The following is a 24,653-nucleotide window of genomic DNA, read 5'->3' as shown; positions in this document are numbered from 1 at the left end:
CCGCATATATATTCCCTGTTTGAAAATAATTTTCATGCTTCGTTTCATCCGTATATTTTTTGTATTCTATCAGCGCTTCTTTTTTGTTACCGGACCAGCGGGTTGAAGGCCCGTCCGGCTTCAGCAAACCGTTGCTATGATCCCATGATCCGGGAGCGGCCGGCCTAAGGTAATATGAATCCCACACAACAAAAAGAATCCTTGCCGGTTTTTCAAGAGCAACCGTTTGCGCATCCGGCATCCGTTTTAGCGGATCGGACGGATCCAATAGCTGTAATTATACGTTCCGGGAGTGATCCAGTATTGTTTGAGCGGCATGGATCCCCAGCTGTCGATCCCCTGCAGCCCCAGCTGTTTCAGATCCACATGCATAAAGATCTTATCCGCTTTTTCCAGTTCGCCGGAATGGAATTGCTTTTTTACAGGGGCAGGATCCAGTTGTTCCAGGCTGTAAGGCAGCGCTGCTACCGAAAGCACACTGTCGGCCAGTTCAAACCGCACCCCCAGTCCTTTGCTGTTTTGCATACTGAACCAGCGCACCGCTGTTTTATTACCGCTTTCCTGCGGACGCGCATAAGGGAAATATTGCTGGTCAATGGTCTGACTGTAATTACCAATATTGCTGGCGGTATGACGATCCCAGTAATTTTCCCAGGGACCGCGGCCATACCACCGGATGGCTGAGAACGCTTTTGCCAGCTCGATATCGTTCCCGATACGCATCACCGTTTTATAATCCCCGGAATTCAGTGTGTACTGATTTTTTACCAGGATGTTTCCATCACCGTATACGGTGAACACCTGCTCGGTCGCAGCTTTTCCGTCCAGCAGAGCGGCAGTGAATGTTACCCGGTACTCATTTTTACTTACCTGCTCGGTTTTAGCCTGAATATTTCCTGCTGCTGCATATGCATCCCGCCATTCACGCAGCGACCGGTTCAGACCGGCGCCGATATCGTTATCCGTAGGCGCACGGTAAAAGGCAGGCTGCGGTCCTTTGGTGATGATATCCGTACCCTTTAGTGAATATTGAACCAGGATCCCTTTAGACAGATCAAATGCCGCTGCAAATCCGTTTCCTTTCAGTACCAAACTATTACCATTCTTTGTTTCTGAAATTGCTGAAGCGCCCGCAGGATGACGGTAAGGTTGTGGTGCTCCTGAATAAGCGAACTGTTCAGCCGCGATCTCATAATCTTTATCAAGGAACGGCTCTTTTGTCTTGAGCCGGTAAGAAATATTTAGAAAATATTCTTTGCCCTCCCTGGGTTTCAGCTTTACCGGCAATGTCAGCAGTGTTTTTCCCTGAGCGTCAACATTGAGCGCAGCAACGCTGCCCCGGGCTGCCACGGCACCATCCTCTGTCAGCTCCCAGTCGAGCCTTACATTAGCCAGGTCTTTAAAAAAGAAACCGTTGCTCACTTCGATCTCATTATTGCCTTTATAAAGGGTTTTGATATTCTGATGTACTTTTTTAATTTCAACGGCCATCGGGGTCAGGTTCCGGTGTGCCGTCACCACGCCTTTTACACAGAAATCGTTATCACTGAAATTTTCATCCACAGGCCCGCTTAGCGGAAAGTCGCCACCATAGGCCAGGATGCGTTTGCCGTTCTTTACCGTATCGATACCCTGGTCGATCCACTCCCAGATATAACCGCCCTGTGTACCCACGGTCGATTCGATCGCATCCCAGTACTCTTTAAAATTGCCCAGGCTATTCCCCATGATATGCGCATACTCGCTCATGATATAAGGGCGGCCGTCCTTTGAGTTCTTTTGCCAGGCCACACCGTTCGGAGACGGATATTGGGGGCAGATCACATCCGTATTATAGTCATACTCCGCGCGCTCATATTGTACGGGGCGGATGTCTTTCTTTTTCAGCCAGTCGTAAGCCTCATACATATTGATACCATTCCCTGCCTCATTGCCCAGTGACCAGGTAATGATGGACGGATGATTCTTATCCCGTTCGTACATGCGCTGGATGCGCGACAGGTGCGGCATCCGCCATTGCCGGTCATTGGCAAGCGTATATTCCAGGTCATAATACCGACCATGGGATTCGATATTGGCCTCATCGATCACATAGAGTCCGTATTCATCGCAAAGTTCCATCCAGTAAGGATCCGGCGGATAATGAGAATGGCGCACCGCATTCACGTTCAGCTTCTTCATCATCTCCATATCCTTGAGCATGTCCGCTTTGGTAAGAGTATGACCGGTGGTAGCATTGTGTTCGTGCCGGTTCACACCTTTGAAGAATACGCGCTTCCCGTTCACCAGGAAATCCCGCCCTTTGATCTCAATGGTCCTGAAGCCCACACGCACGGGTATCACCTCCTGTACAGCACCCTCCTTATTCTTTAATGTAATGTACAAGGTATACAGATTAGGTGTTTCCGCACTCCATGCTTTTACAGCAGGGATGCTTTTTGTGAACGATACGGGCGTTTTATAACGCCCCAGTACGTTCAGCGCCGGCAGGGTCTCCCGGAAAACCGCTTTGCCTTCGTTATCCACCAATTCCAGCTCCACGGTTGCGGTATCTTTTTTTGAATGCAATGTTTTTTTATCGGTTTTATAACTGTTCACCTCACCCCAGAACGTAAAAGCTCCATCCTTATAATTATTTTCCAGTGTTGAAGTGATCTTGAAGTCCCGTACATCCAGTTGCGGTGTCGCATACAGATACACTTCCCGTTCAATACCGGAGATGCGCCACATGTCCTGGCATTCCAGGTAGCTGCCATCGCTCCAGCGGTATACCTGCAGTGCCACCAGGTTTTCTCCCGGTTTTACATATTTGGTGATATCAAATTCCGCAGCCAGTTTGCTGTCTTCACTATAGCCCACCTGCTTGCCGTTCACCCAGATAAAAAACGCCGATTTTACCGCACCCAGGTGAATGAACACCTGGCGGCCGTCCCAGTCTTGCGGAATGACCACTTTTTTTCTGTAAGAGCCTACCGGATTATTATCTTCCGGTATATCAAACGGAGGATCCAGGCGGCTGCCGGTCTTTGTTCTTCCGGTAAATTCATAGGGATGATTTACGTAGATCGGCAACCCATAGCCATTCACTTCCCAGTTGGCGGGTACGGGGAAATTATTCCATTTACTGTCATCGAAATCTGTTTTATAAAAATCCCTGGGACGTTTATTGGGGTCCTGCACCCAGTTAAAACGCCAGTTACCGTTCAAGGAGATAAAATACGCTGACCGTTCCTTTTCTCTTTTTTCCGCCAGGTCTTTGTTTTCAAAGGCAAAGCCGCTGGCCCGCATGGGCATGCGGTTCACGGAAACCACTTCGGGTGTTTGCAGTTCAGAGGGAATGGACTGTGCATACGTAAATCCGGCAACCAGCAGACAGGCTGCCAGGGATAGTATCTGTTTCTTCATATTAAACGTAATGGTATTACCAAAGACGCTAATTTAGAAAAATTGCCATTAGGAGCAGGGAGGTTTTTTCTGCCGGCCTCCCGGTGGCATCAATTTCAGATAACCGCATCAACGGCTGAAATGCCCTCCGGAAGCCCATTCCGGGAAAAAACACAGGATCCCTTCGGCTTCCGTGCAATCGTTTGTACAAGCAGTGCCGCTGCATGACCAATAAACCGCAAAGGACGCAGCGGGACGCAAGGGATTTACAAAAAAAACAATAAAATAATCGTCACCTCTTTACGCGCCTTGCGGTAAAAAATTTTGTTTTACTTCTTCTCTGGCTGTAAAACAGCCGTCACAACATTGCCGCTGGCAAAGATCTTTTGCGCCGCAGCTTTTACACTTTCTACAGTCGGGCATTGATGTATTTACCGGCGTTCAGAAAACGGGATCCACTGGTATGGAATCGGTCAGGCTTACCTGGGCAGTCAGCAGGAGATTGGTCAACAAAAAGCACAGCAGGCTCAGGCCTTTAACCGGGGTCAGTTTTCGCTTCATATAAAATCATTTAAAACAAACAGCTGTTAGCAAAAACAGGACCTCAAACGATCATTACCCTTCTGTTCCTTTTACCACAATGACAATTTCCCCCTTTACCGTTTTTTGTGAAAAGTAGGTGGCGACTTCTGTCAATGTTCCCCTTCGGGTTTCTTCATATAATTTGGTCAGCTCCCGGCTTACGCTGCATTCCCGGTCGGCGCCGAAATAAGCAGCCAGGTCGTTCAGTGTTTTTACAAGACGCAGGGGGGATTCATAAAAGATCATGGTACGGGTTTCGGTCTTCAGGGCCTCCAGCAGGCTGTGCCGCCCCTTTTTCAACGGCAGGAATCCTTCAAAACAAAAACGGTTGGCAGGAAGCCCGCTGTTGACCAGCGCAGGAACAAAGGCTGTGGCACCCGGTAATGATTCCACATTTACTCCTGCTTTCACACAGGCCCTTACGAGCAGGAACGCCGGGTCTGAAATACCGGGAGTACCCGCATCCGTTACCAGGGCCATTCTCCTCCCCGCAAGCAACTGGTCTACCAGGTAGGCGGTTATCTTATGTTCATTGTGCTGATGATAGGGCGTCAGTGGTCTGCTGATCTGGTAGTGGTTCAGCAGGTGGGCGGTATTCCGGGTGTCCTCTGCTAAAATAACATCCACCTCTTTCAATACCTCCAGGGCGCGGAGCGTAATGTCTTTTAAGTTTCCGATGGGGGTGGGAATGAGGTAAAGCATCCGGGAATCAAAAATGTAAACTTAAAGAAGAAACAACCGTCTGGTGCAGCACCCGACGATCAGTGATAAACGGCAGCGCAATTACAATACCGTCACCTCAAAGTATTCCATTACTGCATTCGCCAGTAATTTTTTTGCTGCCTCTTCGCCAATACCTTTGGCATCTTCAGGCGAAGCCGCATCTACCTGGAGGGTGATATTCTTGCCCACCCGCACATCTGTAACACTTCCCAGCTCAAGGTTTTTCAGGCCACCCAATACCGCCTTTCCCTGCGGATCCAACAACTCTTTCAACGGCATAATAACCACCTGTACTGTATAACTCATACTTTTTCTTTATTACTCTTAAATAGTTTATTTTTCGCATGCCGGAAAGCCATTTCCGTCCTGCCTGGCTTTTAAACGGGAGGAGCATTGTTCCGGTCCGGCTTAAAAATCAAAGATACAATAACATAGGCTACAAATACCAAGGGAACAGCCATCCATTTAAAAAAGATCGCTGCAAGCACTGCTATCAATACCAGCAACAGCTTATCGGCATTGGCTTTCAGTGTGTACTCCCGGAACTTCAGGCTGATGATGGGCAGATTGCTGACCATGAGTATACTGATCACAACAACCGAGGTATATACAAAAACAGGGTTGAAAACAAGATCATTTACTGTTGCCGTTCCGTAATAAGCGATCACAGGGAATGAAGCCACCGTAAGACCCGCGGCCGGAGTGGGTATGCCCTTAAAATAATAGTGCTGCTCTTTATCCAGGTTAAATTTTGCCAGGCGCCAAACGGCGGCACAGGGAAAAATAACTGCCGGCAGCAGTACCCACTGGCTCATCCCCGCCTGACCGGCCCACCCTGCTTCCAGCATCCGGTAAAGGATCATTCCCGGCGCCACTCCAAAACTTACTGCATCAGCAAGAGAATCCAGCTGTTCCCCCATTGCGGAGGTAGCCTTAAAAAGGCGCGCTACAAAACCATCCAGGAAATCCACTATGGCCGCCAGCAGCAGGAAAAAGCTCCCCACCAGCATACCGGTTGTAACACCCTTCTCCCCGCTGCTAAAAAACAACGGCTCCGGCTGCAGGATGAACCGGATCGCAATACAGCCGAAAACAAGATTCAGCAGCGTGAATAAATTAGGGATCTGTTTCATAAGCTATCCGGTTAAGCGGGCCGTCAACTGGTCATTGATTTTTTTATAAAGATGATAGGGTTTATATACTCTCCAGTTATTGATCTCCATCAGTTCGATCAGCTGGTTCAGTTTTGCCTGCTTAAAATCGTACTGCGTCTGGGATGGCATATTCAGGCACACGATCCAGCCTTCCGCATCACTCAGCTCTTCGTGCAGCTCTTCATAATAATCCCGGTCACCACTGTGAAAGTTCAATACATTTTCTGCGACGAGAATGAATTTGTAGATCCCTTCCTGCATGAATACTTCCAGCACATCACGCTTGAGTGTCATGATATCATTTTCCACGGCATCGTTCCACTCCCCGATCAGCTCGATAATGGCATACCCTTCCTCATAATCTGCCATCAGCACCTTCAGGTAAAGCGTGCGGCTGCCAAAATAATCCCACTGGGGGTGGATATAATAATTGTAAACGGCATCTTTATATTCAAACTGCGAATGTTCGATCCCGTAGAAAGGAGAACGTTCGTCTTCCTCGCTTAAATAGATGTGCTGCCAGTTGTAATATGGTTCTATGTCGTGCACGGTGCGAATTTACTGTTTTTTATGAAGCATTACAGGTAGTGTCCCCCCTGATAAAATATGTTGCCTGCTTTTTATTACATTTGAACGTTTCAACAACTTATTTATTTTATGAGCCTGGAAACCGCAAAAGCCTGGTTGAGAAAATTCGGGAAGGAGCAGGAGATTATTCAGCTCTCTGCTACCACAGCTACCGTAGACACTGCGGCCAGCGCCCTGGGTGTGTCCGGGAATGAAATTGCCAAATCGGTGTCTTTATATAACAAGGAAGGAGGAGCCCTTTTGATTGTGACGGCCGGACACCGGAAAATAGACAGCAAAAAATTCAGGGATCACTTTGGTTTTAAAGCCAATATGCTGGCCTATGACGATGTGGAGAAAATGGTGGGCCATCCCGTTGGAGGCGTTTGTCCTTTTGGTGTGAAAGAACAGGTAGCGATCTACCTTGATCATTCATTAAAAGATTATGAATATGTTTACCCTGCCTGCGGATCGCTCCACACCTCAATCAGGCTCTCCGTTGATGAACTGGAACAGATCGTGGCACACCAGGGTTGGGTAGATGTGACACGGCCGCCTTTATAGGTTCCTGTTATTTTCAGGGATCCGCCCGGGTACATCCATCCCGTATCTGCTCTTTTTATCTCCCCTTCTTTTGAGATACCTGCCGGAACGGCGCGGTTACCGGCTCATCAGGTAGCTCTTAAATGCTTCATAATCCGGCGGCATGGTTATTGCCTGTTTGGGCCGGCGCATCAGTCCGCCTAAGGCGCCGGGGATGTCAATATCCGCTCCCGTAGCCGCTTTCACGGCTTCCGGGAACTTTACCGGATGGGCGGTTTCCAGGATAAACCCTTTTGCCTGCGGGTGCCCTTCCCGGTAGTTTTCCAGTGCCCTGTAAGCCACAGCTCCGTGCGGATCCAGGGTATAACCGGTCTTGCTAAAAACCGAACTGATGGTGGCAATCGTATCGGCATCCGAAATACTTACTGCGGACAGATTATCCTTCAGTTTCAGCAACTGCTGATCAAAAAGCTCCATGATCCGTACAAAATTGCTGGGATCGCCTACATCCATTGCATTGGACAGGGTAGCCACCGCCTTCCGGGGCTGCCAGTCTGCAGTTTGCAAGAAAGAAGGGACCACATCGTTGGCATTGCAGGCGGCAATAAAATGACCAAGCGGCAATCCGGTTGCCTTTGCGAGCAATCCGGCGCATATATTCCCGAAGTTGCCGCTGGGGACCGTAACAACAGGTGCCATCGATTTTTCCCTCCATTGTTTGTATGCAAAGAAATAATAGAACTGCTGCGGCAGCCACCGCGCCACATTGATGGAATTGGCAGAGGTAAGAAAATGTTTTGCGTTGATCCCTTCATCGGTAAACGCCTGTTTTACCAGCCGCTGGCAGTCATCAAAGCTACCTTCTATTTCGAGCGCTGTGATATTATTTCCCAGTGCCGTCAGTTGTTTTTCCTGAACCGGGCTCACACGTCCCCTGGGGTACAGGATCACCACTTTTACTCCTTCCACTCCGTAAAAGCCACTGGCTACCGCGCCGCCGGTGTCACCGGAGGTAGCAACGAGCACGGTAACCTCTTTCTGCTGATCCTTTAAAAAATAGCCGAGACAACGGCTCATAAAACGTGCCCCCACATCTTTAAAAGCCAGTGTAGGACCATGAAACAGCTCCAGCGAGGCGATGCTGTCTGTGACCGGTACCAGGGGGAACGGGAAGTTCACCGTTTGGGATACAATATCAAAAAGCACATCGTCCGGCAGGGTACCGCCGGTGTAAGGGCGGATCACCCGGAATGCGATCTCCGCCTCCGGCAATGTTTCAATATCCCGGATCAGATCCGGCTCCAAGGCCGGGATCGTTTCGGGAAAATATAATCCTTTATCCGGGGCCTGGCCACTTATTGCTGCTTCTTTAAAACTTACTTTTGGTGCCCCCTGATTTAAACTGTAATAATTCATTGCTCCTCTTTTAGTATTCCTGTTTACGACAACAGCTAACAGCTGAAGGCTGATTGCTGAAAGCTGTATCAGTTTATTTCTTCTGCCCCCCTGTTGTTAATGGTGGTCACGTATACATTGTGATCGATCCCGATTCCGGAGTAGACCGTCTTCATGATACCCGCAACGTCCTGGGCAATTGCTTCCGTTTCACTCAGCATAAAGATGGAAGGTCCCGAACCGGAGATCCCGCCTCCAAGCGCACCGGCCTCTTTACATTGCCGCTTTACCTCATCAAATCCGGGGATCAGGATGCTTCGCACCGGTTCGATGATCACGTCCTCCAGGGAACGGCTGATCAGCGCCTTGTCATTCCGCATAAACCCTGCAACCAAGCCAGCGATGTTCCCCCATTGTTTTATGGCATCCTTCAGCAGCACTTTTTGTTTTAATATCTGGCGGGCATCGGCAGTACGCACTTCGATCTGCGGATGCACCACCGTTACAAAAAGCTCCGGTGCGGCCAGCGGCACAATATCTATTGGATGGATCGAACGGATAAGTGTTATCCCGCCTAATATACAAGGAGTAATATTATCCGCATGCTTTACCCCGCTTGCCAGTTTCTCCCCGATCATGGCCAGCTGTACCAGCTCGTCCGTTGTAAAACGGTTCTCCAGCAGCAGGTTGGCCCCTACGGCGGCACCTGCGGCACTGGCGGCACTGGACCCCAGTCCGCTGCCCGGTTTGATGCGCTTTTCGATCGTTACTTCAAAGCCAATGTTCCCTCCGGCTTTCTCCATGGCCGCCAGCAGCACCACACCGGCTACATTCTGTTCCGGATCCGTAGGCAATCCGAAATTATCCCTGTTGTGAATGATCACCCGCGGTTCATCGAGCAGGCGGAATTCCATGATATCATAAGGATCATTCAGCGCAAGTCCCAGGATATCAAATCCGCAAACCAGGTTGGCTACGGTGCCCGGGGATTTTATTGTTACTTGTTTCATTTGAGATATGAAATATGAGAATTGAGACGTGAGATATGAGAAGTGAGTGCCCGGCGGCATCCCGCTTTCAACGTTTCTTTTTTAACTGTTCATCGTTCGCTATTCACTTTTCTGCCCGCTCATTCGTTCACAGCACGCATAATGTCTGCAAACACTCCGCTCGCCGTTATATCCGCACCGGCACCGGCACCCTTTACTACAAGCGGCTGTTCGGTATAACGCGCGGTATAAAACAGCACCACATTATCTTTTCCGTATAAGTGGTACAGGTCGTTCCCGGGTTTTATATGTTGCAGACCTACGGAGGCCTTACCATCCTTAAACGTAGCTACAAATTTGAGTTTACTGTTGTCTGCTGAAGCCGCATCCAGCAATGCTTTAAAATGCGCTTCTTCGGCTGCCATTGCTTTGTAAAAATCCTCTACAGAGCCCTCCATGCAGGAAGCCGGCATAAACGAATGATTTTTGATGTCCTCCATTTCCATTTCAAACCCTGCTTCGCGCGCCAGGATCAGTATCTTACGCATTACATCCACACCGCTGAGATCGAGGCGGGGATCCGGCTCTGTGTATCCTTCTTCCTGCGCCTGCTTTACCACCGCGGCAAACGGCCGGGAGCCGTCATAATGATTGAATACAAAATTCAGCGTACCGCTTAATACGGCTTCGATGCGCTTGATCTCATCACCGCTGCGGCGCAGGTCATTCAGGGTGCCGATCACCGGAAGTGCTGCACCCACATTGGTTTCAAACAGGAAGCGGGCATTGAATACATGCGCCAGTTCTTTCAATTTTTTGTACTCGGAGAACGGCGAGGCTGCGGCTATTTTGTTACAGGCCACTACCGAAATACTTTTCTGCAGCATCTTGTCATAGATCTTTGCCACTTCTTTATTCGCAGTAATATCTACAAAAATAGAATTCCGCATATTCCGTTTAATGATCTCACTGGTAAATTCTGTGAGAGACGCCGGTTCGCCTGCGGCCAGTGATTCCTTCCAGCCGCTGAGCGAGATCCCCCTTTCCTTAAAGATCATTTTCCGGCTGTTGCTGATCCCCACCACACTTACGTTCAGCTTCAGGTGCTGGATCAGGAATGCATGCTGCTGTTTCAGCTGCTCCATCAGCTTGGAGCCTACATTGCCCAGTCCGATGATAAAAATATTCAGTTGTTTATGTACGGTTTCAAAAAACTCCTCATGCAATACGTTGATGGCCTTCCGCACATCATCGGTGGCAATCACCGTGCTGATATTCTTTTCGGAAGAGCCCTGCGCGATCGCCCGGATATTGATCCCGTTGCGGCCAAGTGCACCAAACATCCGGCCGCTTACACCCGGCAGGCTTTTCATGTTCTCCCCTACCAGGGCCACAATGGAAAGATGGGTCTCCGCTTTCAGCGGTTCCACTTTGTTCAGTGCGATCTCATCTGCAAATGTTTTATCCACCACGTTTCTTGCCGCCGGAAGGTATTTCTGGTCAATCGCCACACAAATGGAATGCTCCGAAGAGCTTTGGGTGATCAGCACTACGTTGATCCGCTCTTTGCTTAATGCTTCAAACAGCCGCTTGGAAAAACCGGGAATACCGATCATACCGCTTCCTTCCAGGCTCAGAAGCGCGATATTATTGACGCTGGAGATACCGCTTACAATGTGCTCCCGTACCACTTTCACATCTTTGGTTTTTCCGCCTACTATGGTTCCGGGCATTTCGGGGGCAAAAGTATTCTTTACAAAAAGCGGTATATTCTTACTCATCACCGGCTGGATCGTGGGTGGATACAGGACTTTCGCGCCAAAATGGGAAAGCTCCATAGCCTCGCTGTAAGAGATCCGCTCAATTACTTTTGCATTGGCCGCCAGGCGGGGATCTGCCGTCATCATTCCGTTCACATCCTTCCATACCTGCAGGGATTCTGCATCGATCGCCGCCGCGATAAGGGCCGCCGTATAGTCGGAGCCACCCCGTCCCAGCGTGGTCGTCACGCCCTGCTCATCACTGCCGATAAAACCGGGCACAACAAAGACATTGCTTTTATTTTCTTTGAAATATTTTTTTATTTCTTTTTCGGTGGCTTCCAATCGTACTTCCGCATGCGTGAAATCATTGTTCGTAAAAATAAATTGCCGCGCATCTTTCCAGAGGGTCAGCAGGCCCAGATGTTTAAACGATTCCGCAATGATCTGGGAAGACAGCCATTCCCCGTAGGCTGCCAGGCGGTCCTGGTTTTTGGGTGTGATCTCCCGCAACAGAAAAATACCATTACAGACCTCTTCGATTTCATTGATCGTTTTTTTAACAAGACTCAGCAATGAGCTCTGTGAAGCGATGGGGATGAGCTCTTTTATTGTTTCGAAATGGCGTTGTTCAATGGTCGTGATCTTGGCCCTGAAATCTTCATTACCTTCTGCCGCTTCTTTACCGGACAACAGCAGCAGATCCGTGATACCTCCCAAGGCGGAAACAACCACAACAATGGAATTTTTTTTGGCCGCATGGTCTACGATTGCAGCCACCTTTTTTATATTGTCGGCATTGGCTACAGAGGAGCCCCCAAACTTAAAAACCTGCATGAATTTGATTTAGTGATAAAGGAAAATAAATAACCCCGGAAAAAACGGCAGAATGCCCAGAAGATGATATAGCAGCGTACAACCCTCAAGGGGTTGTGGTAATGGTAGTTGTGGTTTCGATACTGAAACTCAAAATTGATTGGATATTTTTAAAATTGTATTCCATTTCCTTAGATACCACCGCAAGATAAGGAAGAATGTTTGAAATATTACAAAGCCTTCTGATTTTTTTTCAAACGGGGCGAGCAGCACCATAAGTCCAGCAGCTACAGGCTGCTCCCCGTTCCTTAATTAACAGGTCCTTAAACAAAACGTTCCCCGCAGTTGCAACGGAACAACCGGAAAGGCCGTCTTATTCTGCGACGGATCAGGTTGTTAGAACCCGGTTCTGTCAAACCCTAATAATTCCTTAAAATAGACGGCGCCTGCTGCATCTGAAACAGATAAAACAGCAGTTCCTGAACTTAGGCATCCGTTTTGTTGTTATTGGGCGACCGGATGTTCAAAACTGACGAACTATTATTTTAAAAGAAAGCAATTATGACGAAACGAACACTTTTTTTACCCTTGGGGATTATTCTAGCGGCATTATTCATGTCGGGTTGTGTCAGCAACAAGAAATTTACAACCCTGCAGTCCGATTACCGGAACCTGAACGAACGTTATCAAACCAGTCAGATCGATCTGGCTGAAAGCAAATCAAGAGTAAAAAGCCTGGAAGACCAGCTGGCCCAGGAACGGGCCAACAATGCCTCTTTAAAAAAGGCACTGGCTGCCCTGCAGGGTACGCTGGACAAAAGCATCAATCAAAACACCCAGGGAAATGTCAATATTTCCAAGCTGGTGGATGAGATCAATTCTTCCAACAAATACATCCAGCACCTGGTGAATGAAAAGAACAAGAGTGATTCGCTGCTGATGGTGCTTACCAACAACCTTACCCGCTCTCTTAGCCGCGATGAACTCCGGGATGTGGACATCAAAGTGCTGAAGGGTGTTGTGTATATTTCACTTGCAGATAACATGCTTTATAAATCGGGCAGTTATGAAATTTCTGACCGCGCCGGTGATATCCTGAGCAAGATCGCCAAGATCATCCAGGATTACAAGGACTACGAAGTACTTGTGGAAGGTAATACAGATAATGTACCGATCAACCGGCCCAATATCCGCAACAACTGGGACCTGAGTTCTCTGCGGGCATCTTCGGTGGTACAGGCATTGCAAAATCAATATGGCATCGAACCCAAACGCCTTACAGCCGGTGGCCGCGGGGAATACAACCCTGTAGCGGATAACAATACCGAAGAAGGTAAATCCCGTAACCGGAGAACGCAGATCATTATCACTCCGAAGCTGGATCAGTTCATGGAGCTGATCGACAAAGCACCGGAAAAAAGCAAGGACACTACGCAAACCGCTGCTCCGGTATTACAATAAAACTGATAGAAGTTACATATATAAAAAAGCTCCGGTCCGGCCGGGGCTTTTTTATTGCGGTTCATGTTGTATACCGGTCCGGCGCAGTAAATAAATACCGGCTGCCAGCAATGACAGCCATTTTATAAGTTCGGCGATCACGAACAGGATGTGATGAACAGCCGGTCCGGATAACCGGTTCTCTAAATACAAGGCCACCTGCCGGTTCAGCGCGGGGAGCAACCAAACGGTTTGCAGCAGCAGCATCAGAAAAGGCAGCGCCAGCAGGAAACATTTTTTCTGCTGTTGGATTGCGGTGCAAAGGATCGCTATACTCAGGAACACCCATTCGATACGGTTCATCGTGGTAAATACCAGGCGGCCGATACTCAGGCCGGTATTCAGGGTAACTCCCGGGGCGCGGAATTTCAGCCAGGATTCAAAAAAACTGATGGCTCCTACAAAACCAACCCAGATAAAAATAACAGCAATCGTTATAGCTGCCGGAACAGACCGTCTTTTCATATCAAAGGGGTTTTGCCGGAATCCCTGTAATACCGGATCTTCGAAAGGAACATTGCGGCCATCTTTCCTGCCCGCCATTTGGCTTCTGCCGCAACGGTACCCTGAAAATGCGCATCGATCGTCTCCCGCCAGAGATCCAGCCATGCATCAAAATGCAGCTGATCCACCGGTAGTTTTGCGTGGGGCGGAAAAGGGCTTCCAAAATAAGTATGCCGCTCCAGGAGCACCGTCTCCCAGAAAGCATACATCTTTTCCAGGTGCTGCGGCCACCGGTCGCCGATCACCGCATCAAAAATGGGTCCGATTTCCGGATGCCTGCGGACCTTTGTATAGAAGGCATCCACCAGCACCTGTATATCCTCCCTTGTTGTAATGTCTTTTGTTATTCCGGACATATCTGTTGAATGTGCGCTATGCTATCGTCCCTGGTGGCGTTTTAAAAACGTTTCCTTCCGGTTGAGCTGGTCCACAAATTCACCGAGGACCGCACTTTCCAGCAGGGTCTGCATTTCCTTACGCACTTTTTTAAAACTGGAATGAATGGGACAGGGATTGGTTTCCGAACATTGCTTTAAACCCAGTCCGCAGCCGGAGAACAATTGCTCCCCGTCTACCAGTCGCACAATGGATGCCAGGGACTGGTTCAAGGCAGCCTCTTCCAGGTAAAAGCCACCGGATGGTCCCTTCAGCGACTTTACCAATCCTTTACGACGCAGCTCCTGGAGGATCTTCGCCGTAAAATGCGCGGGGGAGTCAATGCCGGCGGAGATCTGCTGAATGCCCACACGGGCACCGTTGCGGGTTTGTTGTGCAATGTAGATCATTGCCCTTATTGCATATTCGCAGGTTTTTGAAAACATGAACAACGCAAAGTTACCCTTATTGATAATAAAAGACAAAAATGTCTTTTATTATTTTTTGTACCTTTAAAACAATAAATGCGTGCTTCCTGGCGGCATATCCTGATCTAAAGCAATACATATGCACACAACCTTTCTTCTTAAAAGAGTGTATGAACCGCCTGGTGACAACGACGGCTACCGGGTACTGGTGGACCGTCTGTGGCCAAGAGGTCTGAAAAAAGAAGCAGCGGGTGTTGATGAATGGGCAAAGGAAGTGGCCCCCTCCACCGCGCTCCGGAAATGGTTTAATCATGATCCGGAGAAATGGCCCGTCTTCCGGGAAAAATACCACGCGGAACTGAAAGAGAATCCGGCACTGCCCGCCTTCCTGGCCGGTTTAAAAAAACATCGTAAGATCACCCTGTTGTTTGGCGCCCGGGATGAAGCCCGCAACCAGGCTGTGGTACTGAAAGAGCTGCTTGATCAAAAACGCTGACCCTGCTGCAGGCAGCAGCAACAGCGTGTTGTTGAAAGTTTCAAAAACAACCGGCACCGCAAATAAATTTATTTAAAAAATGATGAGCGGTAATTACCCGGCCCCTTCATCCCTTGCTATTTTTCTACCTTTGCACGTAATGGTTCGTACAAAAAAGGAAAGCAATACAGGGTCTGTTTTTTTCAGAGCAGCAGTAGTGCTTCTTTATACCTGTTTTTTCCTGGTGCACTTCAGTCCCCGTGCATTCAGTGCAAAAGAGTTCGGCCATCATTCTTTTAAGAAAATCACTGCAACAGTAAAAGGCAAAACACAGGCCACCACTCAAAACGGAACAGTTGCATCCAAACGTTTAAACAAGCGGTTTGAGGTGCAGCCGCTTTTCCTGCTGGCAGCACTGATCCTTTTCCTGCTGGCACCCCTCTTTTTTGTGGTGACACGAAAACACCGTTTTGTTGCCGAACATCTGCAATCCATCACCAGTTCTTCCTGGTCGCAACGCGGACCACCTGCAGGCCTTTCATCCGTGTTATTCTAATTCGTTTTCATTTTAAAATTCCTTCATGAGTACTTTCTTATGCAGAAGGTGCTGTGTCTTTGCAGGTATATGGATCCTTTTAACAGGTTTTCATCCCGCAGCGGCCCAGCAGCACCTTAGTCTGATCAACCTGATCGACTCTTCCAGCGCGCACTTTCCTTTACTAAAACAGAAAGCTGCTTTAAAAAAGGCAGCAGAAGCGCAACTTACAACCACCAGGCATTCTTTTTTACCGGAGATAAAGCTGGCGGAACAGGTCAATATCGGAACCGACAATTCCCTGCCCGGCGCCCTTTTCGGAATGGGGATTTTCCCTTCTGCCTCCGGTGGCATTACAGCTGGCAATAACCTGCAGCCCGCCACAGGAAATATTGTTGGCCTCTACAGCGAATACGAGCTCTTTAATTTTGGTCTCCGTCACACACAGGTAGAAGAGGGCGGCCTTAATATCTCCATGCACCAGGCTGACTTTGATAAAGATCTTTACCAGGTAAAGTCAAACGTGGTGCAGCTTTACCTGAACCTGCTGAAATATGAGATCCGCCTGACAACCGACCGGCAGAACATCGACCGGTACAGCAGTATCCGGAATGTGATCCGGGCGCTGAGTGCAAGCGGGCTCATCGCAGGAGCGGACTCATCGATGGCAAATGCAGAACTGGCCAAGGCCCGTATCGGCTATAATCAGACATTGGGTATTATCAATCAGTACAAAGAACAACTTTCATTTATTGCCGGCATCCCCTCGGGTAATATCCATATTGATACGTCGTTCTATAGTCACCTCCACCCGCTGCTTCCCGTGATCAATTTTCCGCTGGATTCGATACAGCATCCTGCGTTGCATTATTTCAGTACCCGCACACAGTTATTACAGATCAACGATCAGCTGATCCGCAAACGCTACCTGCCCCGTGTGCATCTGATGGCCGGCAGCTGGGCGCGGGGCTCCAGCATCCGGTACAACAATCGCTATGATCCGCTGACCACCGGACTGGGATACCAGCGCTATAATTACCTGGCCGGTATTGCGCTCACCTATAACCTGCTCAGCGAAGTGCATAAAAAAGATCAACTGCAGGAAAACCGGGCAGCCCTGGAAGCCAGCTATCAGGAGTTCAGTCAGGAACGGCTGGCCCTGCAAACCCGGGCCCGGCAGGCCGCCAACGACCTTCACACGGCAGCGGCGAACCTCACACAGATTCCCGAGCAACTGCATTCTGCCGAAACGGTATACCGTCAGAAAATGGCGCAATACAAGGCAGGCCTGATCTCGCTGATCGATCTTACAAATGCCTCCTTTGTATTGTACCGTTCCCAGATCGATTTTACAGAGGCCCACACCGACTGGTACCTGGCACTGCTGAACAAGGCCGTGGCAACCGGTACCCTGGATCAATTTATTCAATCTTTAAACTTAGACAAATAATGGTAAAAGCTGCATTAAAGCGGCCGGTGACGATCATGGTCCTTTTTACCGGCCTGTTATTATTTTCCGTAATGGCGCTGCGCACCATTCCCATTGATATTTTTCCCCGGCTGAATTTACCCACCATCTATGTTATCGAATCTTACGGAGGCATGAGCCCGCAACAGATGGAAGGCTTTTTTGCCACCCGTTTGCAGGATCAGTTCCTGTATGTAAACGGGATCAGGAACATCGAAAGCAAGAACATCCAGGGACTTACCCTGATCAAGCTTTCATTTTATGAGGGTACCAATATGGCAGAAGCCTCTGCCCAGGTAGCGTTACAGGTAAACCGTGCCTCCAAATTCTTTCCTCCCGGTGCCCTGCCGCCGCAGGTGATCCGGTTCGACGCCTCTTCCCTTCCTGTGGGGGAACTCGTTTTCAGCAGCAAGACCAAATCCCTTAAAGAGATCTATGACCTGGCAGTAACACGTGTGCGGCCTATGTTTGCAACGATTCCCGGATTATCGGCACCGCCGCCCTTTGGTGCCAACTCCCGCTCGATTGTTGTGAATGTGGATCCCCAGAAACTGCGGCAGTACAATCTTTCACCCGAGCAGGTAGTGGCAGCCATCACCCGAAACAACAGTATGAGCCCTTCCGGCAACCTGCGTATCGACAGCCTGATGTATGTAACCACTGTAAATACATTGGAAGATGAAGTTGCCGCATTTGGAAAGATACCCGTGGTTACCGGCGGTACCAGCGCCGTTTTTATGAACCAGATCGCCACAGTATCGGATGCTGCAGATGTTACGGTAGACTATGCGCTGATCAACGGCAAGCGCTCGGTCTATATCCCCGTTGTAAAAACTGCCGACGCCTCCACCTGGTCGGTGGTGCAGGCCTTGAAAAAAGAACTTCCCGAAATGAAAAGCCTGCTTCCCGACGACATGAATATCAGCTACGCTTTTGATCAATCCGTGTTTGTAATGAATGCGGTAAAAAGCCTGATGACCGAAGGCATACTGGGGGCCTTGCTGACAGGGCTGATGGTATTGCTTTTTCTCCGGGACTGGCGCAGCAGTCTTGTAGTGATCATTACGATACCGGTGTCCGTATTGGGTGCGGTGCTGCTCCTGAATTTCTCGGGCCAGACGATCAATATTATGACGCTGAGCGGACTGGCACTGGCCATAGGTGTACTGGTAGACCAGGCTACGGTTACCATTGAGAATATACACCAGCACCTGGAAATGGGAAAGAACAAACGACAGGCGATCCTCGATGCCTGCAAGGAAATTTCCTTCCCCCTCCTGCTGATCCTGCTTTGTATACTGGCCGTATTCGCGCCGTCTTTTGTGATGAACGGGGTTCCCAGGGCCATGTTCCTGCCGCTTTCCCTTTCTATCGGCTTTGCCATGATCCTCTCTTATATCGCTGCCCAGACGCTGGTTCCGGTGATCTCCAACTGGTTACTGAAGGCAGAACATTTCCGGTATCATCACGATAAAGAACATGCCCATGCCGGTCTGGCCCTGGACCCGGCTGAAACCCGGCAGGTGAATAAACATGAACAGGAGGACCAGCAGCATCCGGAAGAAAATGGTTTCTTCCAGCGGCTGAAGCTCCGCTTCAGCAAACAGCTCCGGTCGCTGCTCTCCCGGAAAAGAACGGCCGTGCTGGTCTATTGTGCCGGATGCATTGCCGTGGTAGCGCTTTGTTTTTTTATCATCGGTAAGGACCTGCTGCCCAAAACCAATAATGGCCAGCTGCAGGTGCGGATCCGTGAAGCCAATGGCACGAGGCTTGAAAGAACAGAAGGCGTAACAAAAGGCATCCTCCGGCTGATCGATTCGGTAACCGATGGCAACGTGGCTATTAGCTCCGCTTATGTGGGGCTGGTGCCCAGCAGCTATGGTACCAGCAACCTGTACGTGTTCAACAGCGGCACCCATGAGGCCGTAATGCAGCTAAATCTGAATGAGACGTACAAGGTAAACCTCGATGCATTAAAAGACCGGCTCCGCACCTGCATCCGGCAACAGTACCCGGGGGTAACGATATCATTTGAACCGATCGAATTGACAGAAAAGATCATGGCACAGGGCGCCGCTACTCCGGTGGAGGTACGGGTAGCCGGAAAAAACTTTAAGGACATCACCAGCTATGCCAATGCGCTGGTAAACCGGTTGAAAAAAGTAGATTTCCTTCGGGATGTTCAGATCGCCCAGCCGCTGAAGTTTCCGACCATAAAGATCAATATCGACCGGCTGGCACTCGCACAGATGGGACTTAATCTGAACGAGGTCGCACGGAGTATCACCGATGTTACCTCTTCCAGCCGTTTTACGGAGAAGATCCAGTGGCTGGATCCCAAGGTGGCTTACACCTACCAGGTACAGGTGCAGGTGCCGGAATACCTGATGAACTCGCTGGAGCAGCTCCGGTCTGTACCCCTCATCAAAGGCCAGGCCAGGCCGGTATTATCTGATGTGGCGCATTTTTCGGTAGAACATCTTCCCGGCGAATACGACCGCTCCGGCCCGAGAAGATTCCTTACAATAAGCGCCAATATTTTCAGAAAAGACCTGGGTACTGCCACGGCCGCCGTACAAAAGGCCATTGATGAACAGGGAACTCCCCCACAAGGCCTGGTGGCCAAAATAAAAGGCATGTCTTCCCTGCTCATCGAAACACTAAGCTCCCTGCAAAACGGACTGCTGGTTGCGATCGTGGTAATCCTTTTGCTGCTTACCGCCAACTTCCAGTCTTTCGGACTGGCAGTAACCGTGCTCGTCACAATACCCGCAGTACTGGCCGGTTCCCTGCTGCTGCTGCTCGCCACCGGCGCCACATTGAACCTCCAGTCTTATATGGGTATTATTATGGCCGTAGGCGTTTCCGTGGCCAATGCCATCCTGATTGTGACCAATGCCGAGACCTTGAGACCGGAATACCGGGACGCAGCCCGCGCAGCACGTACAGCAGCATCGATCCGGTTGCGGCCGATCCTTATGACCAGCTTTGCTATGATCGCTGGAATGATCCCGATGGCCAGCGGACTGGGCGAGGCAGGAGATCAGTCGGCTCCGCTGGGCAGGGCTGTAATCGGCGGTATCATTGCCTCTACCTGGGCAGCATTGTACATCGTGCCGCTGGTATACGCGTGGGTCCGGGAAAAATCGCCGTACAAGGCTCCTTCATTATTACCCGACAAGCAATAAATCAACGCAGGATACCGGCTGAAGCCGGTATCCTGAAAATCCTAAAAATACAATAACATGAAACAATACATCCTTTATACATTAACCGTATTATCACTAACGGCCTGTTCTGCGAGTGCGGAAAAAAAAGCAAAGACGACCGGAACTTCATCTGCCGGCCACTTTGAACTGGCGACAGTAGTAAGGGGAGGAATATCCGCACAATTAAAGTTACCTGCCCAGCTGGCGGCCTACCAGGAGGTCAGCATTTTCCCCAAAGTAAATGGCTATGTAAAATCCGTGCGGGTAGATATCGGTGCGAAGGTGCACAAAGGGGACCTGCTAATGACGCTTGACGCGCCCGAACTGGAACAGGCCTCGCTCCGGGCAAAAGAAGAGTTTGAACAATCGAAGGCCGCTTTCAACATCGATGAAGAGCGCTATCGCCGGTTGCAGGAAGCGGCCCGCACAGAAGGAGCCATCTCGCCCATGGACCTGTCAACATCAAAGGCCAAGGTAAACTCCGGCCTTGCATTGAGCAATGCGCGGAAGAACAACTGGCAGATGCAGCAGACCATGCTTTCCTATTTAAATGTGCGGGCGCCTTTTTCCGGCGTGATCACCCAACGCAATGTAAGCGTGGGTACACTTGTAAGCGCTTCGGAAACCAATACGCCCATGCTGGAACTAAAAGAAGTGGACCATCTGCGGCTGCAGATCGATATCCCCGAAACCATGGCACCGGCACTGAACCAAAAAGATACCGTACACTTTTACGTGAGTGCCCTTCCGGGCGAGCGGCAAACCGGGTTCATCAGCCGCAAATCGATGAATGTAGATCCCCGGCTGCGCAGCGAGCGCGTTGAAATAGATATTCCCAATAAAGCGCACCTCCTCTCACCCGGTATGTACGCCGACGTGGTGATTGATGTACCGGGAAGCCGCAACAGTTTCCGCCTGCCGCAAACAGCGGTGGTCACTTCCACAGAACGGAAATACGTGCTGGCTGAAAGAAATGGCCGGACAACCAAGATTGATGTAAGCACCGGCAACAGCAGCAATGGGGCCATTGAAGTATTTGGCAACCTGCAACCCGGTGAAAAAGTAATTGCACAGGCAAATGACGAAATAGAGGAAGGCATTACGGTAACACCGGAATGACCCGGCAGTGCCTGTAAAAGCGGGACTGTATCAAATTCATCACCGCCCTTCCGGGGAATAACCAGGCTGAACCGTTTCAGCCGTTATCCGCATCCCAAGGACCATCCTTGATATGGTCCCGTTTTATACAGATCAATGGATCACCAGCAACCAGCCTTTATTTTTTGGAACAGGTATCTTTTCACCGGGACGGAATTGCCGGGCCTCCTGGAATTTTTTAACGGCGGGTGCTTCAATAACTGCTGTTGCAGGATCGATGCCCAGTTGTTTCCAATCGATATGCAACAAAACATCCGTATCTGTTTCATTCCAGCTGGCAATGGACACCAGTGCCTTTCCATTCTTTTTGTAAACGGTGGCCTTTACTTTTTCGTTATCCGTCTTCACGGGGTTATTGTGTACCCAGTAACCGATCATTGCCGAACCCTGCATTCCGAAATCATCCCAGAGCTTCCAGATGCCGGTGGGGTCTGCATTCTCCGTCCAGGGGATCCGGCAGGTCATTCCGTACACCATTCCCCTCCAGGCATTTCCGCCATCCTGAAGCATCTCTCCCATCAGCCCGAACGGAATACCGCTCACTTCTGTCAGGAAAAAATCGGGACTGTTGTTTTCATAATCGAAATATTCACCGAACCACAAGCGGTTTAAATAGGGAAAGTGTTCCATGTACAGGTTGGCACTGTTAATAAAGCCATCGCTTTTATTATACTGGTTGGCAGAGTGCAGATCAATAATGCCCGGATGGCCATTAGCGGTTAACACTCTTTTGATCCGTTTCATCGTAATGCGGTCAAATGCCACATCATCCAGATAGATGCCATCGATGCCCACGTTCTTTGTAAGCCAGTTCATACCTTCCACATAATAATTATGCCAGCGGCTCATACCGCTGTTGATGATCGCGGCATCCTTCACCTCCGGCACAAACCAGGCAGCAATATAATCCGAGCCTACATGCTCCTGCAGCCAGCGGAACCCGCCCCCTTTGCCGGGCGAATATACTTCGTGACCAAGACTGCGCAAAGGAAAGAGCTCATAAGCGTGGTTCGACAATTCCCGCACTGTGTTATAGATCTTCACTTTTAATCCATTCTGATGCGCCTGATCGATATACTGCTTCATCTTCTGCCATTCGATAAAGGGATAGTTGATCCAGGGATTGATGGCATTCCCATGATGAATGTTCACTACCGTAGCACCGGTATTCTTTATCTTGCTGATACTGTCGTAGCGGTGATAGAATCGTGTGGCCCATTGAAAATCGGTATTCAAGGTATGAAAAGGAGTGATCAGCAGATTGAAATTAAAATAAAGTGTATCGCCTTTTTTCATGCTGCGGGCCCCGGTATAGTTATCTGCAAGGATCGATTTTCCTTTTTGGGCAATGGTAATGCCGCCCTTATTTTCATTGCCCCATGAAGCCGGGAGCAATAAAGGTTTCTGCAAATAAAAATTGGTATTCAACGGGCGTACATATTTTTCATCGCGCAGCGTATATTGTAAGCCGGCATTTACCGCGCCTACCCAAACCCCGTCCTGGTTCTTATGCGTTACATCCCATTTCCAGGAAAGACTATCCGGCCGGGTCCTTCCCTTTTCCCCCAATCCCATTAAGTACGAAGCAGCCTCCGGTGTAAACGGGATGTGCAGGGAGATGTTCTTAAAATCCACATCCTGCAGCGCGGTTACTTTTACCGTATAGGAAAGAAACCCGTCGAACTCAAGTGATGCGGCCACATCCATCTGTACCAGGGGATGTTTGTTGGTGGCTTTCCATGCAACAGTGCCCGCCGACTGTTGTGTATACTGCATCGGTCCGTTCTCCAATTTCAGATCTTTACCATCCGTTCCCGTAAAATGAAAATGAATGGGCTCCGTGATGATATTGTTCGGTGTTGGTTTGATGCTGGTCATTTCCTCGGTAAAAAACGTCTGCAACTGCGCCGGGAACCCCGACGGATCCACAGTAACCCGCCTTCCCAGCAGATCGACGGTGTTATTTTTTACAACCAGCGGTGTATAAGGAGCGATCACCGTATTCTCCTGGGCAATGGTAGAATTGAGCCATTTCAGTCGGGTCTGGTTCCAGGGTGCGCCACTATTTCCTTCTTTTGCTAGCTGCGGTAAAATAGTAAGCTGAACAGGAACCACCGTTTCAGCAGCACCCGTGGCATTGATGATCACCTGCCCTTTGTAACTGCCCGGCCGGGCGCCGGAAGGAATATCCACCAGGCACCACAGCGGCTGCAGGCTGTCTCTGGAAACATGCACTACTTTTGAAAATGGCTTCCCGGTATAATCGATCCCTTCTGTATTGATGCAGGTCATTCCCGAAGCCGGGATCAGATTCCCCTTCCCGTCTTTCAGGTCCGAGAAGCGGACCTGAATATTTTCTATATTCCGCAACCCATACACGGCCAGCTGGAATGAATAGTTCTCGCCACGCATGGCACTGCCTTTAAAGCCTTTTACCACGCCTCTCCGGACCCAGCAGTAGGGCAACTGTGCAAACATCTTCACCGGATATTGCCGGTCTTCCGGAAAAACAATATAATCGTTGCGCTGATACTTATCTAACAAGGCACGGGTTTCAGCCCCGGTTGCGGTAACCTCCATCGGGTAGAAACTGTTAAAGGCATCGCTGGATTCCATTTTTACCACCACAGCATTAGCGGCCAGGTGTGCAGGCAGTTTTGCCAGCCAGCTATCCGATGCCGTGGTCACCGGCTTGAGATAGTTTACGGTGGGATAATTGGGCGAACCCGAATTCCTGGAAACAAGATAATAGAGGTAATAAGTACCCTTTCCCGAAACCGGCTCAAAGAACACGGTTCCCTTCTCGTTATTCATCGCCCCGGTCTTCACATTGACAATTTCTTTGCCGGTCTGTGCATCCTGTATTACGATCCGTTTCGCTTCAGGATCGCGATCACGTCTTCTCCATTCAACCTCAACCCTGGCCACGTTTCTTGTGCCGTTAAACCGGATCACAGCCCGGTGATCTCCCAGGGAGTCCGTATTCCACTGCCCGCTTGCCGAAGTATAGGGCAGCTCCTGTGCCGCCGATGCGGTGAACAAAAAAAGCAGCAGCGCTGGAAAAAGATATCTCATCCGTAATGTTTTA

The 24,653-nt window shown here is 49.6% G+C and carries 19 protein-coding genes; 7 read left to right on the top strand and 12 right to left on the bottom strand.

Annotated elements, in window-relative coordinates:
- Positions 1-246: 246 nt before the first annotated feature.
- The 5 genes from K7B07_RS15860 to K7B07_RS15840 all read right to left on the bottom strand — a co-directional run bounded on the left by K7B07_RS15860 (position 247) and on the right by K7B07_RS15840 (position 6,392).
- Entirely contained in the window at positions 247-3,405 is a 3,159-nt protein-coding gene (locus K7B07_RS15860; protein WP_223711248.1) for a glycoside hydrolase family 2 TIM barrel-domain containing protein, read from the bottom strand.
- Between the two features lie 594 nt (positions 3,406-3,999).
- Entirely contained in the window at positions 4,000-4,668 is a 669-nt protein-coding gene (gene rsmI, locus K7B07_RS15855; protein WP_223711246.1) for a 16S rRNA (cytidine(1402)-2'-O)-methyltransferase, read from the bottom strand.
- A gap of 81 nt (positions 4,669-4,749) precedes the next feature.
- Positions 4,750-4,995: a phosphoribosylformylglycinamidine synthase subunit PurS gene (gene purS, locus K7B07_RS15850; protein WP_223711245.1), complete on the bottom strand. Its 246-nt coding sequence runs from the start codon at positions 4,993-4,995 to the stop codon at positions 4,750-4,752.
- A 71-nt stretch (positions 4,996-5,066) separates the two neighbouring features.
- Positions 5,067-5,822 carry a CDP-alcohol phosphatidyltransferase family protein gene (locus K7B07_RS15845; protein ID WP_223711243.1) on the bottom strand — a complete coding sequence of 252 codons (756 nt, stop codon included), beginning with the start codon at positions 5,820-5,822 and terminating at the stop codon, positions 5,067-5,069.
- A 3-nt stretch (positions 5,823-5,825) separates the two neighbouring features.
- Entirely contained in the window at positions 5,826-6,392 is a 567-nt protein-coding gene (locus K7B07_RS15840; RefSeq protein ID WP_223711241.1) for a hypothetical protein, read from the bottom strand.
- Between the two features lie 108 nt (positions 6,393-6,500).
- Here K7B07_RS15840 and K7B07_RS15835 point away from each other — a divergent pair, with 108 nt between their 5' ends.
- The gene (locus K7B07_RS15835; protein WP_223711239.1) at positions 6,501-6,974 is read left to right on the top strand and encodes a YbaK/EbsC family protein; all 474 of its coding nucleotides are present in this window, start codon (positions 6,501-6,503) and stop codon (positions 6,972-6,974) included.
- Between the two features lie 96 nt (positions 6,975-7,070).
- On the opposite strand, the gene thrC is transcribed toward K7B07_RS15835, so the two are convergent.
- The 3 genes from thrC to thrA form a co-directional block, all read right to left on the bottom strand.
- The gene (gene thrC / locus K7B07_RS15830) at positions 7,071-8,369 is read right to left on the bottom strand and encodes a threonine synthase (protein ID WP_223711238.1); all 1,299 of its coding nucleotides are present in this window, start codon (positions 8,367-8,369) and stop codon (positions 7,071-7,073) included.
- Between the two features lie 68 nt (positions 8,370-8,437).
- Positions 8,438-9,358 (bottom strand): homoserine kinase, encoded by a 921-nt coding sequence (locus tag K7B07_RS15825; RefSeq protein WP_223711236.1) that lies wholly within the window; start codon positions 9,356-9,358, stop codon positions 8,438-8,440.
- A 119-nt stretch (positions 9,359-9,477) separates the two neighbouring features.
- Complete coding sequence (gene thrA, locus K7B07_RS15820) at positions 9,478-11,934, bottom strand: bifunctional aspartate kinase/homoserine dehydrogenase I (RefSeq protein ID WP_223711235.1); 2,457 nt, start codon at positions 11,932-11,934, stop codon at positions 9,478-9,480.
- Between the two features lie 540 nt (positions 11,935-12,474).
- On the opposite strand from thrA, the gene K7B07_RS15815 reads away from it, so the two are divergent.
- On the top strand, positions 12,475-13,374 hold the full coding sequence (locus K7B07_RS15815) for an OmpA/MotB family protein (protein ID WP_223711233.1): 900 nt from the start codon (positions 12,475-12,477) through the stop codon (positions 13,372-13,374).
- 51 nt (positions 13,375-13,425) lie between these two features.
- On the opposite strand, the gene K7B07_RS15810 is transcribed toward K7B07_RS15815, so the two are convergent.
- From K7B07_RS15810 to K7B07_RS15800, 3 genes are read right to left on the bottom strand one after another with little or no spacing between them, the layout of a single operon-like run.
- Complete coding sequence (locus K7B07_RS15810) at positions 13,426-13,878, bottom strand: hypothetical protein (protein WP_223711231.1); 453 nt, start codon at positions 13,876-13,878, stop codon at positions 13,426-13,428.
- On the bottom strand, positions 13,875-14,273 hold the full coding sequence (locus K7B07_RS15805) for a group III truncated hemoglobin (RefSeq protein ID WP_223711229.1): 399 nt from the start codon (positions 14,271-14,273) through the stop codon (positions 13,875-13,877). Before K7B07_RS15805 ends, K7B07_RS15810 begins: the two co-directional genes overlap by 4 nt.
- Before the next feature lie 21 nt (positions 14,274-14,294).
- Positions 14,295-14,777 (bottom strand): RrF2 family transcriptional regulator, encoded by a 483-nt coding sequence (locus K7B07_RS15800; protein ID WP_338041288.1) that lies wholly within the window; start codon positions 14,775-14,777, stop codon positions 14,295-14,297.
- Positions 14,778-14,859: 82 nt separating this feature from the next.
- Here K7B07_RS15800 and K7B07_RS15795 point away from each other — a divergent pair, with 82 nt between their 5' ends.
- The 5 genes from K7B07_RS15795 to K7B07_RS15775 all read left to right on the top strand — a co-directional run bounded on the left by K7B07_RS15795 (position 14,860) and on the right by K7B07_RS15775 (position 21,526).
- The gene (locus tag K7B07_RS15795) at positions 14,860-15,216 is read left to right on the top strand and encodes a DUF488 domain-containing protein (RefSeq protein WP_223711228.1); all 357 of its coding nucleotides are present in this window, start codon (positions 14,860-14,862) and stop codon (positions 15,214-15,216) included.
- 139 nt (positions 15,217-15,355) lie between these two features.
- Positions 15,356-15,751 carry a hypothetical protein gene (locus K7B07_RS15790; RefSeq protein ID WP_223711226.1) on the top strand — a complete coding sequence of 132 codons (396 nt, stop codon included), beginning with the start codon at positions 15,356-15,358 and terminating at the stop codon, positions 15,749-15,751.
- A gap of 25 nt (positions 15,752-15,776) precedes the next feature.
- Positions 15,777-17,180 carry a TolC family protein gene (locus tag K7B07_RS15785; RefSeq protein WP_223711225.1) on the top strand — a complete coding sequence of 468 codons (1,404 nt, stop codon included), beginning with the start codon at positions 15,777-15,779 and terminating at the stop codon, positions 17,178-17,180.
- Positions 17,180-20,386: an efflux RND transporter permease subunit gene (locus tag K7B07_RS15780; RefSeq protein ID WP_223711223.1), complete on the top strand. Its 3,207-nt coding sequence runs from the start codon at positions 17,180-17,182 to the stop codon at positions 20,384-20,386. The genes K7B07_RS15785 and K7B07_RS15780 overlap by 1 nt, the downstream gene beginning before the upstream one ends.
- A gap of 57 nt (positions 20,387-20,443) precedes the next feature.
- Positions 20,444-21,526, top strand: a complete 1,083-nt coding sequence (locus K7B07_RS15775) for an efflux RND transporter periplasmic adaptor subunit (RefSeq protein WP_223711221.1) — start codon at positions 20,444-20,446, stop codon at positions 21,524-21,526.
- Between the two features lie 132 nt (positions 21,527-21,658).
- Here the strand turns inward: K7B07_RS15775 and K7B07_RS15770 are convergent, their stop codons facing one another.
- The gene (locus K7B07_RS15770; RefSeq protein WP_223711220.1) at positions 21,659-24,640 is read right to left on the bottom strand and encodes a glycoside hydrolase domain-containing protein; all 2,982 of its coding nucleotides are present in this window, start codon (positions 24,638-24,640) and stop codon (positions 21,659-21,661) included.
- Positions 24,641-24,653 lie beyond the last annotated feature (13 nt).

It is taken from the genome of Niabella beijingensis (assembly GCF_020034665.1).
GTDB lineage: Bacteria > Bacteroidota > Bacteroidia > Chitinophagales > Chitinophagaceae > Niabella > Niabella beijingensis.
Note: the sequence above shows the minus strand (reverse complement) of the source record. Positions and strands in the feature narration are given on the sequence as shown.